Raw genomic sequence first — 16,276 nt, 5'->3', positions numbered from 1 at the left:
GCACATAACATGAAGTCGAGAATTCTTGTTGTCGATGACGAAGAATCAATCCGCGAGTTTTTAGAGATCATGCTGAAAAAAGAAGGCTATGAGATCACTTTGGCTGAAGACGGCCAAAAAGCTAAAGACCTTCTGACCAAAAAAACATTCGATATGATCATCTCTGACTTGCAGATGCCTCATGTAACGGGGATTGAGCTTTTAAAGCACGTCAAAGAATCCTATCCTGACACAGTCTTCATGCTGATCACGGCGTTCGGTACAACCGAAACTGCGGTTGAAGCCATGAAGATGGGTGCCTATGACTATCTGACCAAGCCATTTAAAATTGATGAAGTTCGCATGAACATTCAGAACGCTCTTCGTTCCCGCAATTTGGAAGTGGAAAACCGATCCCTGAAAAAGGAATTGGTGAAAGAGTACTCCTTCCAGAACATGGTGGGGAATTCCCCGGCAATGCACGCGATTTACGACATGGTAAAACGTGTGGCGCAAACTCCAACCAACGTATTGATCACGGGGGAGTCCGGTACGGGTAAAGAGGTGGTTGCCAAGGCGATTCACTACAACGGTCCATTGAAAGACCGTCCGTTCGTTACCGTGAACTGTGGTGCGATCCCGGAAAATCTGATGGAATCGGAAATGTTCGGTCATAAAAAAGGCTCTTTCACGGGTGCTGTGGCTGACAAAGCGGGTCTGTTTGAAGTGGCTGACGGCGGAACTCTGTTCCTGGATGAGGTCGGTGAATTGCCTTTGACGATCCAGGTAAAGCTTCTTCGTGCGATTCAGGAACGTGTGATCCGTCGTGTGGGTGCCACGGAAGACATGAAAGTGGATGTTCGCATCATCGCGGCAACCAATCGTAATCTTGAGGACATGGTCCAAAAGGGTGGCTTCCGTCAGGATTTGTTCTATCGTTTGAATGTTATTAATATCAAAACTCCGGGCCTGCGTGACCGCCGTGACGATATTCCTTTGCTCGCAAATCACTTCCTGAAGAAGTACAACGAGCGTCTGAATAAAAACATTGGGGCGATCAGCGCGGAAGCGATGGAGATTCTTAAAAAGTACGACTATCCAGGGAACGTGCGTGAGCTTGAAAATATGATCGAGCGCACGGTGGCTTTGGAAGGCGGCGCGACGATCCTGCCAGAGTCTTTGCCGCCGATGGTAAACACATCATCCGGCCGCAAGATGGCATCCTCCAATGAAATTGAAATCGGTGACGATGGAGTGGATTTGGACAAGGTGATGGGTCAGATCGAAAAAGAGCTTTTGATCAAAGCGATCCACTCTGCGGGCGGCGTGAAGAAGAGAGCTGCAAAGTTGCTTCACATCTCTTTCCGATCCATGCGTTATCGCATAGAAAAATATAATCTTGGTGTCGTGGGTGACGACGAACTAGATGATGAGTAAGCGCCCGTTCCGGGCGACGTAATAAAACCGTTGAAAAAAGCCCCATCGACTGCGTTGTCGGTGGGGTTTCTCGCTTCGACGTGCTTTGAGCACGCCTGCGCTGCGAGATCTCATCTCCGCCTTGCGCTGCGACCTTTTTGAACGGTTTTTCCGTTTTAAAAGGTCGTTTGTTTTTTAAGGGCGGGTTTATCGAAAACGATTCTCAAGTTTTGTTATTCTCAATATGTTTTCATTTGTTGCGTTGGTCTCGGCTTTCTGTAATCATTCCTAGTGAAATAATAGGGAGGTCTTATGACAGATAAAAATAAAGTCGTTGTTGATCTATTGAATGAAATCATCGAGATGGAGATCTCCGGTGTGGTTCGTTATCTTCACTATGCTTTGATGGTGAAAGGTCCTAACCGTATTCCTATCGTTAAATGGTTCCATGATCAGGCTAACGAGGGTTATCAGCATGCCTCTATCATCGGGGAAAAGGTGACAGCACTGGGTGGGCATCCCACACTGCGTGTTTCTGCGGTTCCTGAAACAAAAACTCACAAGGTATTGGATATTCTGAAAGAAAGCCTTGAGTTCGAGGAAGCTGCGTTGGAAAAGTATAAATCGGTCCTAAAACACTGCCATGATGATGTGGCTTTGGAAGAATTGATCCGTTCCATGGTGCGTATGGAAACAGAGCACATTGAAGAAGTGATCAAGATGCTGGATACAACTCACTAAGAGTTTTCCGGTACTAAAAAATAAAAAACCCACAATCCTGAACGGTTGTGGGTTTTTTATTTCTCGCCGTCTTTAGCAGTTAAGGCTATTTGCACTCAAGGCCGTGGGTCAGCTCGCTGGCATAGGCATAAACCATATCATACTCACCATCAAATTCCGGGCGGGAAAACATAATACTGGCAACAAGATCTGTGGCATGGCCGCTTTCGCGAAGTTCCGGCAGGCTGATACCCTGGATGCGGTAAGTGCTTAGAATTTTAGCGGTGACTTTGTACTTTTTCTGACCGGGGTTGCGCCCGCCGAAATCGCCACCATTGAGTTCTTTTTTGTTGTCCATCATGGCCAGCACATCTTCGCCGGATTGAACCAGTTTCAGGGTGTGTGTGCGGGATTCAGAATTACATTCAGTCACTGCAACGAAAGATGCTTGTGCGGAAGTCGCACCCAATAACATAAGGGGAAGGATCAGTTTGAACACGAAAGGCCTCCTGTTTGATCAAAGGCCTTTAGTTTTAGCAGAAGGGGGCAATAGCCCCCAAATTTCAATTAGGTCATGTTCGGGATTTAATAAAAAATTCCCGAATTAGAATTCAGTGTCAAAAATTCCGACAATCAAAGCCTTGAAATAGTTCCGTTTCAGGCGTTCATCAATCAGACGGGAATCACGCTTGTATTGGTTGTAGATCCCGGTCATTTCACTATTATAAGCTGCGCCATAAATCATGGTGCCATTTTCCATGTCGTGGAAGAAGCTACGTTTATTCCAGTTGACCGAACCCAGGAATGAAAACACGTCGTCGATCAGCACGATTTTGGAATGCAGAATAACCCTGGGTTCCGTGTATTCGTAAAGGGTGATCTTTTGATAAAGCTTGTTTACTGTGGGCTTGTTGGATTCACTCAAAATCCAGTCCACCGTGTCACCTTTAAGATCCAGACGCGTGATGACCGTCACATCCACACCACGGGCGGCAGCACGTTCCAAAGCCTCAAAGATCGGCTTCGGTGGGCGGAAGTACGGAGTAGAAATCAGGATCTTCTTTTTCGCGCTATTCAGCATTTCCACATACAAATCAATCAAGCGCTGTTCGTCTTTATAAGGAACGGAAACATAGTGACGAATCAGAGGCTCGCGATTGTTAAAGTAAGCCGGTGAGGCTTGTGTTGCCAAAGGCAGATTGATATTGATACTGCGGAATTGCATGGTTTTGACGTCGCGGTCCCAGATGGTCAGGAAGTGCGCGGCCACTTTTTCAGTGAAATCCTTTGAGTGAATTTTAAACTCAAAATCCCGCCAGTGAACGAAGCTTTCATCCCCTTTGACGTAGTTGACCATGTCCGGATTCGGATAGTCGTAAGGCGCCTTGAAGATGAAACCGTCATGGATGTTGCGACCGCCGATAAAGGCCACATTGTTTTGAGGCTGGGATTTTGACATCGTTAAAAGTAATTTGACGTGCATGGATCGGTGCAGGCGATCGAAGCGGTCCCCTAAAGAGCCTCCTGCCGGAACCTGATACTTCAGCTCTTGCAGTTGAATGTTGGGATTGCGTGCAACAAGACCGTGCAGCATTTTGACGTCTTTATCCAAAGTGATGACTCCGGCCACCATGATTTTAATCTTGGTTCCTCGTTGTGCATGGAACTCCAGCAGGCGAGCCATAAAGGTGCCATAGTAGTCTGCGCGGAAAACCAGATAGGATACATAGATGCTGTCAAAAAATGGAGCTTTTGAAAAATCCAGAGGTGCCATCGGGTCATGCAGATCCATGAAGTTGCGTGGCAGGGGCTGCCCCAAAAGAACTTCCGCCTTGGATTTAAGGGAATCCGCAGCTTCCGGCAAATTGATCACAGCGGGAACGGCCTCGGGGCAGGTCATGGAATCAAATTTATCAGTCAGGAAGAACTTTTCGATTCCAGTCAGATTGTCTGTGCGAGGCAACAGACAGCCTTCGACCAGACTGTGTAAATCCAGATAGGGATTGGCAGGCTCGACGAAACGGGCTCCGTAAGTCGGGGCGGCACCGGGTTCGCCAGCTTTGAATTCGCATTCCTTCACATAAGAACTTGGGATCAGGCGCAGGTTGTCGCCATTGTATTTATTGTCATACAGACGGAAAGTGGCCGTTTGTCGAGCGCCGTATTTTTTATCCGAGAAAGTGCGTTTGATCGCAAACGGGGCATCACAGGTGACAGAGGCTTCAAAGTAATCGTCTTTTCTTTCTTCAAAGGGATCGTCGTAGCTCAGCAGACGGCTTTTGATGCGTATTTCAAAGGCGGTGCTGCGAACACGGTCAAAGTTAAAGACGTGCGTGGGGCGGCCTTGTTGCAGCAGGAAATCCTTGGGATTGTTCAGCTCCACTTCCTGATTCTGCTGTCGCCATGGAGTATTGTCTCTGACCAGAATGGAAACCGGAGTATCACTGCGCACAGACGACAGCAAAGCCTCGGCCTGTTGCAATTCGACCTGCTGCTTTTTCTGACCTTTTTCATATTGTGCCGTCAAAGATTTGAACTCTTTTTCATAGGCGGGAGTCGGTGGTGGGAACTGTTCGTTTTTACGAGGGGTGTTTCCAGTGCCACGCTTGCGCTTGATGATATTCAATTGTTCTTTGGTGATTTCCGCCTGAAATTTGTCACGATAAAGATTTTCAATCACCGGCTTGAGCTCGCTAGGCACATTCACCGAACTGGGTTCGCGATGCGGTGTTGTTTGACAGGAAATCAAAGAAAGAGTCAGGCCCAAAAATGCCACGTTCACTGGGTTGGTCGTAGTCTTTTTCATTTGAAACCTATCGGAATTTTAAGGGGTTAGCTGAATGCAGACGGAAGACCTGAACCACAGATAAAGTGTCTTAAATTGAGAATCTTGCCGCAGTAAGGCTGATAAAAATGAGGCTCCGGTAGCTGCCAACAAGGAAGTTTCCGCACAGAAAACGGAAGTGACCATGGTTAAGAAAGAAAAAGTTCATAAGAAACACGGTAAAAAAGAAAAATCTGAAAAGTCCGAGTCCGCTGGTAAATAGTTCCTGTCCCTGATGTTGTCGAATCCTTTGAAAGCCCCTTGAAGAAAGGGGCTTTTTTCTTTAGTTTGTGTCCGGTTTCGGCGATAAGTTTTGTATGACAAAAAAAATCGCAGCCATGGGGCTTTTCACTCTTTTCGCGGTCGCAGGATATTGGCATTCGTGGGAAATGTCCCAAAGTGGGGACTTCAGCTCGCTGAGTGCAAAGGAGCCTTTTGTGGTGGCTCATCGCGGGGATGAACAACTGTTTCCTGAAAACAGTGCCGAGGCTTTTTTAAGTGGCGCGCGCGCTGGGGCGGATTATGTCGAAATGGATGTGCGACGCAGCTCGGATGGGGTGTTCGTCATTCATCATGACGACAATACAGGCCGAAGCGTTCACTGTGCCCCAGGGGACGTGGCGATTGCCAAGGCGGATTTTTCTTACTTGCGTTCAGAGTGTCTGTACCGGGATCTTCCCGCAGAAAAGGGGCAGATCCTGACCTTAGCAGAAACTTTGAATCTGTTGCGCGAGACAAAGACCGGGCTGGTGCTGGATGTGAAGCCTGTTATCAAGGAACATGAGATGGCAGATCTGGCAGAAGAACTTTTGCGTTTGGACCCGCAAGGGGAGTGCGCAAAAGGACATGATCCTGGTGGCACTTACAATTGCTTTTCCAATATCATTATCTATGTCAATGACCTGACAGCGCATGATAGATTGTGGCGCTGGTCTAAGGGACTTGAAAACGCAGATGTTCGCTATCGAGTTCTGGGGGCGATGAAGTTTTTAAAGATTGTTCACAATGGCAGTGCGGCTTTGAAAGATCCGGCCAAGTATCTGGATAACGATGGCATCGCCTTTAATATGAAGCCAACGTCCGTTGAAGATATTCAGGCCCTACGCAAGCAATATCCGGAAAAAATTCTGGCAGTGTGGACGCTGGGCAAAAAAGAGGAATTTGATCTGGCCCGAGAACTGAAAATGGACGGCATAATCACCAGCCATCTTCACGACTATCTGGCTAAATAGCGATTCCCATTCAAGTCTGAGGCTACTTCAAATCCGTCTTGTGCTGAATGATTCAGCGACCAGGTGATTTTAATGGCGGGGTTATTTCAGTCGTGATATGGCATTTCACCTTATGCATCTTGATGATTTCAACTTTGATGGTGAACCTGCGGGTTCATGTGCGTCGCGCTGTCTTTCAGTGACAGATGATTTAAAAATCCGCACAGAAATGTTTTCGGCAACAGCCAGTCTGCTGAAGAAAATTCGCAAGCTTGAAAAAGACCATGCTGATTTTTTACGCTGGGATCAGCTTCTTTATGAGGACTGGTACAATTTGACCTTCCGCAAAGAGCGTGTGGCCGGCGAGCAACTGGAACGGCGCTATCGCACTCTTTCAACCTTCCATCTTCACCTTAAACACGTCGCGGAAACCGCCAATGTCAGTCTGGCGCGTGCCTATGTTTTGCTCAAAGAAGAAGAACATCAGTATCAATCCGGAGATGCGGATTGGAAGTTCGTGATTGAAAATTTGCGTCAGCAGCGACTGAAATACAGCGTCCACACCGCGACCAAAGAATCCACCGCAACCCGTGCAAGGCTGGAAGGACATTTTGTAACAGAATATCTGTTCCCGGCGGATGAATTACTGGGCAAAGGGGACGGAGGACTGAGTGTCATGAACCGTCAGGCGCGTTCGATGTATCACTATCTGAACGATGTTCCTGACGAGGCTATGGTGCGGCATTTTGGTGATCCAACGGCCGGATACGAACTTTTTAAAGAATCTTTTCAAATTGCCATGAAGTGTGGTGATTGGCGGTTGTTGTCGCGTATCTGGAAAAACAGCAGCCCCGGCTATCAACAAAAGCTGCTTAAACCCATGCCCTCACATCTGAAAGATTTTTTGCAGCAAATGATCGGCAATGCCCACGATCAGGAACGGCCGTCGTACAAGCTGGTCGAACAGGAACTTCTTCTGCGTTCCACCTACCGAAAACTGGCGCGCCTGCTTCATCCTGATATGCAAAATGAAGCATCAAGTGGTTTTCAGGAGTGGTCTTTAAAAATGTGGCAGAAGGTACAGGTTACCTACAAAGCCCGTGATGCTCAGGGACTAAAACGTCTGGAACTGATCTGCATGGCAGAATTAGGAAATCTAAGTCATCTGACTTTGGATGAAATCTACGAAAGCTCGCTGATCTTTGCGGAAGAGCTGGAGACGCTGAAAAAAAATCTGCGTTCTTACCGCAAGCATCCGGCCTGGCGATTTTCCTCTCGTCGCGGTTATGAAGCACTGACCATGCGAATTCGCCGGGAGCTTAAGAAGCGCTTCGGCCCGTTGGAGGCCGAAGTCAAAGCGATGGAAGAACTGCTTAAAGAGGTTTCTGCAGGGGAGATACTTTAACCGGCCAGGTGCTTTTTAGAACCACCGGACGGCCTTTGAAAACCAGAACCCCAAAAGTTCCATAGTGAGTCAGCCGACCGGCCCATTCAGCCGGGTTATTGTCCGGGCTCCAGCGCACCCACACCACGGTTTGTTCCGGGCGTTGCTTCAGACGAATGACAAAGACAGAACTGATTTCATTCAGATTAAATGACTGCCCATCCACGGTCAGAGTTTTGTCAGTCAGGGCAAATTTTTGTTCAGCCAGTTCCTGCTTCATGAAGTTTGCAAAGGCCGCCTGATCCCCGACAAAAACCATCGCACCTTTTTCAGGAAGAGCAATGTCCTGTTTTAGATCATGATAGATGTCTTTTCCTTCGGTTTTTCCGGCCCAGGTGTCGGCAAACTTACGGGCGTCGGTATCGGCATGGTCAAAGTAATAATGAAGTTCACTGCTGCCCAGAACGGACGATAGTGTGGCCGGACGTTCTTCGCTGTAAAGATGACGGAAGACTCTGAAGTCCGGATCAATAGATATTTTCACCGGGCGGGACGGGGATGTGAAGGAATAGATCTGGCTTCTTTCGCTTAAACGCGCGACCTGACGGATTTCAGCACCGGATTCCAAAGTCCAAACAACCGGAATATTCAGGTCATAGGCGACATCCTGAGTCTGGCTTAGCATGTAGGTTGCCGTGGTGGCGCCATCAAACCATTTCATAAGCTTGACGTCAGACAGCTCCAATTTCGGAGCTCCGGTGCGATCCAGCCATTGTACAAAGAAGGATTCAAGATTCTGATTGGTGACTTTTTCAAAACTTTTTTGAATGTCCTGAAACGAGGCTTTCTTGAACAGGTTCTGCGTATAGAAGTCCTGCAACGCCTTGATAAAGGTTTCCTTGCCCAGACGGAATTCCAGCATTTGGAACAACATCATCGTTTTACCGTAACCCACGGCCTGCGAACTGGAATTGTGGCGGCCACGGAACTGACGAACCGGAAAGTCTTTTTCCGGCTGGTGGGCGACGAAGTCGGCGTAGTTTATCAAGGTATTAAGGCGATAGCCGCGCTCGGTCCCGACTTTTTCCTGTTGCCAGTAATCAGCCATATAGGTTGTAAGGCCCTCACACCAGTTGCCTTTTTCATAGTCCACATAAACACTGTTGCCCCACCAGTTGTGCAGAACTTCGTGCGGCAGGGAAGAGTTTAAAATAAACGGCAGACGCAAAACCGTCGGCCCCAGCAGGGTGAAACCGGGCATGCCGTAACCGGTTTCCCAGAAATTTTCCACCACGCTAAAGGTGGAATAAGGATAAGGTCCGATCAGCTGACTGTAGTGTTGCAGGTAGTCCGGCACCAATGCCAGAAAGCTTTGCGCTAAGGCGGGCTCGTCCTTACGAAGCAGTACCTGGATTTTTTTGCCGGAAGCGGTGTCGATTTGATAGCTCTTAAACGGACCGGCCACCAGATAGATTTCCTCTTGCGGGTAAATCTCCACAAAGCGTGTGGTGCGGCTGCTTCCCTGGGAGGCCGTGCTGGTGATCTGGCCCTGAATCAGGGACATCCAGTCTGCGGGGGTTTGCACGGTGATATCGAAACTTTTTTGCGTATCCAGAATAAATGGATACCAGTAAGTGCTGCCAAAAAGAGTCGCTCCTTCCGGAGAAATCAAACCGTTGCTGTTGTCGTTCACCACCGGATCAAAGATGACGCCGAAATAGCTGACAGAAACTTTGTTGTCACTGTTGCCAAGGGTTAAGCCATACTCGGCATAAGGCTCTGCGGCGGTGGCAGGATGTAACAGGGCAAGGCTGTCATCGGCACTGGTGACTGAAATTTGTAAATCCTTGTGCAAAAGAAAGCTCAGCTTGCGCGGAGAATCCTTGGGAAACGTCAGCGTGTCCTGCGCTTTGATCATTTTCAGACCAGGGGAAAGCTCCACGTTCATTTTGTGATGAAGAGTCTGGCCATGGGACTGCATGGACACAAGAAGAATGAAAAGAAGACCGATGACGACCATCAGTTTGTTAAGAGCCTGCGCTCGAGTCATATTTACCTCGGAAACGGGGTCTGTTTCTACGCCCGTCCTCCAAGGAGGTCAAAGGGATTTCAGTTTGGCGGAAAGGGGCTGTTCAGGATCAAAGAGAAATTGAATTTTCTTCCATTTCTCGCATGGTGGGGCCTCAATAGAGACTTTTTCGCCACTCCAGGGGTGGGTGAACTCCAAACGCAGGGCTTTCAGGCAAAGCCCCTCAATACCCAGTTCATTTCGGAAAAAGCGATTGTGATGGGAATCGCCATGCACGGCATCCCCTAAGAGAGGATGTGAAATGCGATTAAAATGGCGGCGGATCTGATGATAACGCCCGGTATGAGGAGTGACCTCCACCCAGGAATAACGGGCTGTCGGGAACTTTTTCCCCACAGCTACGGGAAATTCGATGGTGGAAAGTCTTTTAAAGCTGGAATGTGCATCCACAAGGTCTCCGGTGGAATCCAGCTCCAGAGGAATCTGAATGTCACCATCTTCCTTGACGTAACCGCGGACCACTGCCTGATAGGTTTTATGGGTCGCACGTTCCGTAAAGAGTTTGCAAAGCTGGCTGGCCGCCGGGGAGGACAGGGCAAAAAGCAGCACACCACTGGTTCCGGCATCCAGGCGGTGAACCGGGTACACGTGTTGTTTCATCATACGACGGGCATGGTACAGACAGATTTTATCCCGGGAAACACGATGTTCAGGGTTTTCGTGGGGATGTACGTGAAAGCCGCTGGGTTTATTAACGGCAATAAAGTATTCGTCTTTGTACAATAGTTCCACGAAGTCTCTTTCTTACGGTTGACCCGTATTGGGGGTCCACATACCAGGCCCCGTGCACCACAATGGCCCGGTTCATGGCTTGATCATTGGTTTTTTCCAAGCCGATCAAACGCATCGAGCGCCCATGCTTACCACTGTATTCAGCACCGGTCACGTACATCCCGATAGAGGACATATTTGAGCCCTCCACATTGGAAAACTTTTTCGCATACCCGGTGTGAGAAGGGTCAGACCCCTTGCCATGGGCTGTCAGATAGCGTGTGACCAGGCCAGTTTTCATGTCCACAACATACATGCGCTTGTTATTGGAGACTTGACCTGTCCGGTGACTCATCTAGACTTAGGCAGGAGGTTTTTCATGAAACATCGAGCGGTTCTGTTCAGTGATTTCAACTGCCCCTTTTGTTATGCCCTGGAAGAAAGACTGGTCGCTTTGCATTTGTCTTCATCCGTGGATTGGAAAGGCGTGCAACATGATCCGGACCTGCCAGAACCACGACAGATCGCCACCTATTCCCTTAGCCGGGCGCTGGAACGTGAAGTGGTGCATGTCAAAGAGCTTGCGCCGGAAGTGGATATTGCTTTCCCAGTAGGGAAACCCAACACACGCCGGGCCATCGAGTATTCCATTGCTGCCGCCCGTTTGGATGCCATGCTGGGGCTTGTGTATCGTCACACGATTGCACGCGAGATGTGGGTGAATGGTGAAGACATTTCCGATGAAGCCCTGCTGGCAAAGCTGGGACATCAACTGGGACTGAATAATCTTGCGGTCAGCGAGGTGGATCGGGTTCTGGCGCAAATGTGGCGTACCGAGTGGGAGCAACTGGGAACCGGAGCCGTGCCAACTCTGGTGCGCGATGACGGAAAAGTTTTAGCCGGCCTTGTCAGTACTGCGGATCTACAGAAGTTTTTCTCAGAGTAAGAAAAAGGGTTTTTCGTCCAGTCTGATCTGTTGTTGATTTGCAGTCAGTGCGGGGGATTCTGGAGTTCCGCTGGCGCCTCGGCGAGGATAGAGCCAGTGAAGGAGAACTGCCATGAAGAGCCATAAAGTTCTTTTTGTTCTGACCAGTACAGAACAGCTGGGGGACACCGGTCATCGCACGGGTGCCTATCTTGCGGAGATCACTCATCCCTATGATGAATTTATCCGTGCGGGTTACGAAGTGGATTCCATCAGTCCGCGCGGGGGCAAGGTGCCTTTGGATGGCGTGAAGATGGATGACCCGTTGAACGCCACTTGGATGAATGACGAAGAGTTTTTAAGTAAAATTGAAAACACTCTGCTGCCGTGGCAGGTGAATGCCAGGGACTATTGTGCTATCTACTTCGCTGGCGGGCATGGCACCATGTTTGATTTTCCGGAAAACCTGCAACTGCAAAAGCTGACACAGGAAGTTTATGAAAATAACGGAGTGGTCGGGGCAGTTTGCCATGGCCCCGCGGCTTTGGTGAATGTGCGGCTTTCTGATGGAAGCTATCTGGTCAAAGGCCATGAAATTTCCTGTTTCACCAACGACGAGGAAGAAACTGTCGGTATGGAAAAGGCGGTGCCGTTTCTGTTGCAGACCCGTTTGCAGGAACGGGGTGCACATCACACGTCGTCGCCCAAATTTGCCGGACACGTTGTGAAAAGTGGCCGTCTGGTGACAGGACAAAATCCCGCCTCTGCCGCCGGAGTCGGAAAAGCCATGGTGGAGGTTTTGGACTTTATCGAGGAAGGTCGTATTGTACCGGAACAAAACTGGTGTGAATGGCATGAACCTCAACGCGAAGTGCGAGGTTCCCTGTGAGCACTTTCAGCCCGATTATTGGAAAAAGCCCGCGTTTTTTGGAGGTGCTGGATATGGCCCGTCGTGTGGCGGCCAGTTCAGCCAATGTGCTGATCACCGGTGAAAGTGGCACGGGCAAGGAAGTCATCGCTCGTTTAATTCATGATCTGAGCGCCCGTCAGAAAAAAACCTTTGTGCCCATCAATTGTTCAGCCATTCCGGAGCCTCTTTTGGAGTCCGAGTTGTTCGGCTATGCACGCGGAGCTTTTACCGGGGCTCACAGCGCCCGACAGGGGCTGTTTGAAGAAGCTGATGGCGGGACCCTGTTTTTGGATGAAATCGGGGATCTGGATTTGCATCTACAGGCAAAACTTTTGCGGGTGTTGCAGGAAAAGAAGGTCAAAAGAGTCGGGGAAAATCATTATCGTCCCCTGAACCTGCGTATTGTTTCGGCCACGCATAATGATCTGGAGGAAAATGTCGTTGAACGGCGTTTTCGCGAGGATCTTTATTTCCGTCTGAAGGTGGTGTCCATCAAGATGCCGCCGCTGCGTGAACGGGCCGACGATATCTTGCCACTGGCCCATCACTTTCTGGATAAATTTCTGCAACGCTATCAGATGCCGGAAAAAAAATGGGGTAGGGATGTGGACGAATTTCTCGTGTCACGTCCCTGGAGCGGCAATGTGCGTGAACTGGAAAACAGCATTGAGCGTGCCGTGGTCCTAAGCCCGGGGCCAGAGATATCACTTAAGATTTTTCAGGAGGATATTCACGAAAAAGACGAAAATCTGGAGCCGATTTTTGAAAGACTCTTTCAGGTGCAAGGGCGTTTTCTTTCTTTGGAAGAGCTGAATCAAGCCTATATTTCCTTCGTCTTAAAAACGAATCGGGGAGCCCGGGAAAAGAGCTCCCGTGATTTGGGAATAGATCGTAAAACCCTGTACCGCAAACTTCACAGCTCGCTTCAGTGATAACTGGTCGGCGTTTCGCTGGCGGTTTCCGGATCAGGTCGTGAGGTATAGCTGTGCGCAGGCTCCGGGGCGGCTGACGGGGGCGTGTGTGCACGATGTTCGCGTTTGCTTTCACGTTCTTTGACAAAGTCCATGACCAGTGCGGCCAGGGCTTGTTCCAAAGATCCCACGGGGTGTTCGTGCTGATGGCGTTCCTCTTCCTCGCGCACTTCCTGACGGTTTCTTGCCGCGCGAACTCCCGGCCAGGCCATAAAGTAAACGTAGCTTAAACCGCCCACAGCCAGTAGCACCAGCACGGAGCTTGTAATTAAAGTGGAGTTCCAGAAAATCATCCCGGCGCGATCATACTGTCGGGTTGCCTCCAGCAAAAACATAAAAAAGCCGCCGCAGATAAAGGCGATGGCGCACAGACCTGCCATACTCAGGAAGACCGCCGCGCGACTGCGGATGGTGATAGCATCATAAATTTCCAGTGCAGTTTCCTTTAAGCTTTTTCTAGGTTTGTTGGGCTTGTGCCCAAAACCAAGGAAGAAGGGAAGAATCAAGCTGAGCCATTTCATAGCATTCTCCTGATGTGCGATTCGGTGAACGATTGCAAAGGCAGGGCACTGGGATGGCCGTTAGGCATGCTCAGCCTTTGCAATCGAAAATATTTGAAGCATTAATGTTTGCGGTTGATCAGAGCTCCGGCCACAAAACCAACAGCTGCGGCACCAAGGACGGTGTAAAAAGGGTGGGCCTTTACAAACTCTTCTGAGGCATCCACGCCCTCTTTGACTTTGGATTCGACGGCATGATAGCGGTCACTCCAGGCGCTTTTCTCAAGACTGTGCGCCACATTTTCTTTGATATCGCCCATTTTTTTTCTGATTTCACCTGTTGTAGTTTCCATGTGTATTCTCCTTTGTCATGGATAGATCGTTTTAGTACCCATAGCATCTTCAGAAGCATCATTGGTGCCAGCTTCTTCTGAAAACAACGATGGGTTCATGGACTTTCAGAGGCAATTAGCCCCTCATTGACAGGAAACTTGCCCCGAACCAGGTCTTCCGTTAGCATGACGGCATGAAAAAGATCTTTGTCTTGATTTCACTTTCATCTGTAACAGTCTGGGCCAAGCCATGTGTGGAAAATCGTGCAGCGTTGGACCTTGGATCAGGGACGACCAAAGCCTATGTTGCAACGGTGGATACGTGTGAAAAGAAAATTGTGAAAGTTATCTTCGAGGAACGTTTGCCACTGGCCTTTAATGAAGCTTTGGAAAAATCCCCGGACGGAACTTTACCGGAAAAAACAGTTCAGGAGGCCACACCACGCATTCAGGCCCTGTTGGGAAAGGTGCGCACTTATGATGTGAAGCGCATCACGGCGGTGGCAACCTCTGTTTTCCGTGTGGCGAAGAATGGCCGGGCTGTGGCGCAGAGGCTGGCCCGGGACCTGCAAGTTCCCGTCGAGGTGATTTCACAGGAACAAGAGGCGGAGCTGGGATACTGGTCGGCTTTGGCGCAGAAAAATATTTCTGACACTCGCAATTTAATTGTCTGGGATATCGGTGGCGGCTCGATGCAGATGTATTCCCGCGATAAAGGGAAAGTGCATATCTATGAAGGCGATCTGGCCTCTGTGACTTTCAAAAACAAGATCCTGCAGGTGTTGCAGTTCAAAGATCCGAAAGATCATTCCTCGCCCAATCCGATTGGACGGCAAAGAGAAGCCTCTTTGCAACTGGCAAAAAATCACGCTTATTTGAACGTACCGGAATTTTTCAAAAAGATGGCTCCCACAGCGCGCTGGGTGGGGGTGGGCGGTGTGATTTCCCTGTCCGTTCAACGACAGGTGAACAAGGATGCTTCAGAGTTTACACAGGCTGAACTTAGCGATGTCCTGAAAAAACGGGTCTGGTTGAATGATGCGGAAATCAACAGTGACTACCGGATTTCCGATATTTCCAATCTGGCTTTGGTATTGGGATATATGCAGGCGCTGAAAGTGGAAAAGGTTGAAACAGCCCAGGCCTCTTTGGGGCAAGGGCTGATCTTTAAGAATTTAAAATAGCGGCGGCAGGGGATCGGCTGGGCATGTCAGCCTGGCCCAGAACCACGACTTCACCGCCATGACGAATCACCTGACAGGCGATATCGTCCAGCACGTCATCATCTTTGGCATTCATCTGTTTTTCGTGGAAGGTGATATTTCCGCTGCGGCGGTTGATTTCGCCCCATACTTCGCTGTTATTTTGTAAAAACAAAGTGCGCACTTTGCCGGCCATGGCGGCACGGCTGATTTTCACCAGATCATCAATGACTTTTTTCTGCCGATTCATGCCTTCCAATTCCAGAGCAGAAACATTTTTCTGCTGTGAATTTTCTTTTTGCAGATAAAGCTGCGCCTGATGGATCAAGCCTTCGGTGCGATAGCCATTTCGCGACGGTTCGCGTTTGATCAGAACCGGATTGGGGTGGTGGCTGATTTCCTTGTAGGCATGAAACATATTCTCACTGGTGAAAACCAAAAGCGGAATTTCTTTATAACCGTGCTCTTTTCCGATCTTTGCCTCAATCCAGCGCAGGAACAGTTTAAAGCCCTTCTTTTTACACTGATTGTCTTCGGTGCCCCGCCCCCGCAGATGACTTTTTAGATGGGGAATCTGCGATGTTTCGCTTTCATCCAGATGCTTCCAGTGGATGCTGTTGCTGTGCTGGCCCTGATGAAACAAGAATGTATGAATCTCGTTTCCGGTGCCGCCATTGCAATTTAATAGCACAGCCTCACTGGGTGACAGGGTTAGAATGTGGCAGCTGCTTTCGCCTTGCAGATCCTGTAGTAAGGGACGCAGATGGAAGGTTTCCGCCACCACGACTTTTGACGGCAGGGGGTGTCCGGCCAGGTAATAGCCAGCCCAGTGTCTATTCACAAAAATAGCCATGCCGAAGTCAGAACGTTGTAAATGTTCCGCAGGGTTGAAGTTGTAAAGCGGAGCTAAAACGCGCTCCTTTTCTCCGTTACGACGATCCAAGGACAATAGGTGAGCGGCTCTGCGAACCAGAGTTTCGTATTCCAGTTGCAGTGTTTTCTCAGGCATACCGGGAATGTAAATGGAAATGCACGGTCCTTCAGAAACAGAGGTGAGCTTTAGCAAATCATCGTGGGTCAGTTTTTCCAACATGAGAGTCTC

16 protein-coding genes are annotated in these 16,276 nt (G+C 49.2%); 8 read left to right on the top strand and 8 right to left on the bottom strand.

The features are described from left to right. Nucleotides 1-9: 9 nt before the first annotated feature. Nucleotides 10-1,416: a sigma-54-dependent transcriptional regulator gene (locus EZJ49_RS13165; RefSeq protein WP_262552638.1), complete on the top strand. Its 1,407-nt coding sequence runs from the start codon at nucleotides 10-12 to the stop codon at nucleotides 1,414-1,416. 291 nt (nucleotides 1,417-1,707) lie between these two features. After that, nucleotides 1,708-2,136, top strand: a complete 429-nt coding sequence (locus EZJ49_RS13160) for a bacterioferritin (RefSeq protein WP_262552637.1) — start codon at nucleotides 1,708-1,710, stop codon at nucleotides 2,134-2,136. Between the two features lie 85 nt (nucleotides 2,137-2,221). On the opposite strand, the gene EZJ49_RS13155 is transcribed toward EZJ49_RS13160, so the two are convergent. Beyond that, nucleotides 2,222-2,614 carry a hypothetical protein gene (locus EZJ49_RS13155; RefSeq protein WP_262552636.1) on the bottom strand — a complete coding sequence of 131 codons (393 nt, stop codon included), beginning with the start codon at nucleotides 2,612-2,614 and terminating at the stop codon, nucleotides 2,222-2,224. Between the two features lie 105 nt (nucleotides 2,615-2,719). Next, a complete protein-coding gene (locus EZJ49_RS13150) occupies nucleotides 2,720-4,921 on the bottom strand; it encodes a phospholipase D-like domain-containing protein (RefSeq protein WP_262552635.1) in 2,202 nt (733 codons plus the stop codon). A gap of 335 nt (nucleotides 4,922-5,256) precedes the next feature. Here EZJ49_RS13150 and EZJ49_RS13145 point away from each other — a divergent pair, with 335 nt between their 5' ends. Together EZJ49_RS13145 and EZJ49_RS13140 are read left to right on the top strand one after the other, a co-directional pair. Next, a complete protein-coding gene (locus EZJ49_RS13145) occupies nucleotides 5,257-6,171 on the top strand; it encodes a glycerophosphodiester phosphodiesterase (protein ID WP_262552634.1) in 915 nt (304 codons plus the stop codon). A 97-nt stretch (nucleotides 6,172-6,268) separates the two neighbouring features. Further along, entirely contained in the window at nucleotides 6,269-7,555 is a 1,287-nt protein-coding gene (locus tag EZJ49_RS13140) for a hypothetical protein (protein ID WP_262552633.1), read from the top strand. On the opposite strand, the gene EZJ49_RS13135 is transcribed toward EZJ49_RS13140, so the two are convergent. The 3 genes from EZJ49_RS13135 to EZJ49_RS13125 are packed head-to-tail and all read right to left on the bottom strand — an operon-like array spanning nucleotide 7,524 to nucleotide 10,689. Then, on the bottom strand, nucleotides 7,524-9,584 hold the full coding sequence (locus EZJ49_RS13135; protein WP_262552632.1) for a M1 family metallopeptidase: 2,061 nt from the start codon (nucleotides 9,582-9,584) through the stop codon (nucleotides 7,524-7,526). The genes EZJ49_RS13140 and EZJ49_RS13135 overlap by 32 nt on opposite strands. A 48-nt stretch (nucleotides 9,585-9,632) precedes the next feature. Next, nucleotides 9,633-10,355, bottom strand: coding sequence for a pseudouridine synthase (locus tag EZJ49_RS13130; RefSeq protein WP_262552631.1), 723 nt, complete (start codon nucleotides 10,353-10,355; stop codon nucleotides 9,633-9,635). Then, nucleotides 10,315-10,689, bottom strand: a complete 375-nt coding sequence (locus EZJ49_RS13125; protein ID WP_262552630.1) for a murein L,D-transpeptidase catalytic domain family protein — start codon at nucleotides 10,687-10,689, stop codon at nucleotides 10,315-10,317. Before EZJ49_RS13125 ends, EZJ49_RS13130 begins: the two co-directional genes overlap by 41 nt. 24 nt (nucleotides 10,690-10,713) lie before the next feature. Here EZJ49_RS13125 and EZJ49_RS13120 point away from each other — a divergent pair, with 24 nt between their 5' ends. The 3 genes from EZJ49_RS13120 (at nucleotide 10,714) to EZJ49_RS13110 (ending at nucleotide 13,101) form a co-directional block, all read left to right on the top strand. Beyond that, nucleotides 10,714-11,280, top strand: coding sequence for a DsbA family protein (locus EZJ49_RS13120; protein WP_262552629.1), 567 nt, complete (start codon nucleotides 10,714-10,716; stop codon nucleotides 11,278-11,280). 112 nt (nucleotides 11,281-11,392) lie between these two features. Then, nucleotides 11,393-12,148 carry a type 1 glutamine amidotransferase domain-containing protein gene (locus tag EZJ49_RS13115; protein ID WP_262552628.1) on the top strand — a complete coding sequence of 252 codons (756 nt, stop codon included), beginning with the start codon at nucleotides 11,393-11,395 and terminating at the stop codon, nucleotides 12,146-12,148. Next, complete coding sequence (locus tag EZJ49_RS13110; protein WP_262552627.1) at nucleotides 12,145-13,101, top strand: sigma-54 interaction domain-containing protein; 957 nt, start codon at nucleotides 12,145-12,147, stop codon at nucleotides 13,099-13,101. Before EZJ49_RS13115 ends, EZJ49_RS13110 begins: the two co-directional genes overlap by 4 nt. On the opposite strand, the gene EZJ49_RS13105 is transcribed toward EZJ49_RS13110, so the two are convergent. Continuing rightward, nucleotides 13,095-13,661, bottom strand: a complete 567-nt coding sequence (locus tag EZJ49_RS13105; protein ID WP_262552626.1) for a hypothetical protein — start codon at nucleotides 13,659-13,661, stop codon at nucleotides 13,095-13,097. The two genes, EZJ49_RS13110 and EZJ49_RS13105, sit on opposite strands and share 7 nt — an antisense overlap. A 101-nt stretch (nucleotides 13,662-13,762) precedes the next feature. Further along, nucleotides 13,763-13,993, bottom strand: a complete 231-nt coding sequence (locus EZJ49_RS13100; protein ID WP_262552625.1) for a glycine zipper domain-containing protein — start codon at nucleotides 13,991-13,993, stop codon at nucleotides 13,763-13,765. 173 nt (nucleotides 13,994-14,166) lie between these two features. Here EZJ49_RS13100 and EZJ49_RS13095 point away from each other — a divergent pair, with 173 nt between their 5' ends. Continuing rightward, complete coding sequence (locus EZJ49_RS13095) at nucleotides 14,167-15,156, top strand: Ppx/GppA phosphatase family protein (RefSeq protein ID WP_262552624.1); 990 nt, start codon at nucleotides 14,167-14,169, stop codon at nucleotides 15,154-15,156. Here the strand turns inward: EZJ49_RS13095 and EZJ49_RS13090 are convergent. After that, nucleotides 15,140-16,267: a hypothetical protein gene (locus EZJ49_RS13090; RefSeq protein WP_262552623.1), complete on the bottom strand. Its 1,128-nt coding sequence runs from the start codon at nucleotides 16,265-16,267 to the stop codon at nucleotides 15,140-15,142. The genes EZJ49_RS13095 and EZJ49_RS13090 overlap by 17 nt on opposite strands. Between the last annotated feature and the right edge of the window lie 9 nt (nucleotides 16,268-16,276).

The organism is Bdellovibrio bacteriovorus, assembly GCF_025558485.1.
Taxonomy (GTDB): domain Bacteria; phylum Bdellovibrionota; class Bdellovibrionia; order Bdellovibrionales; family Bdellovibrionaceae; genus Bdellovibrio; species Bdellovibrio bacteriovorus_G.
The sequence above is the reverse complement of the archived record's forward strand: the minus strand, read 5'-3'. Positions and strand labels throughout refer to the sequence as shown.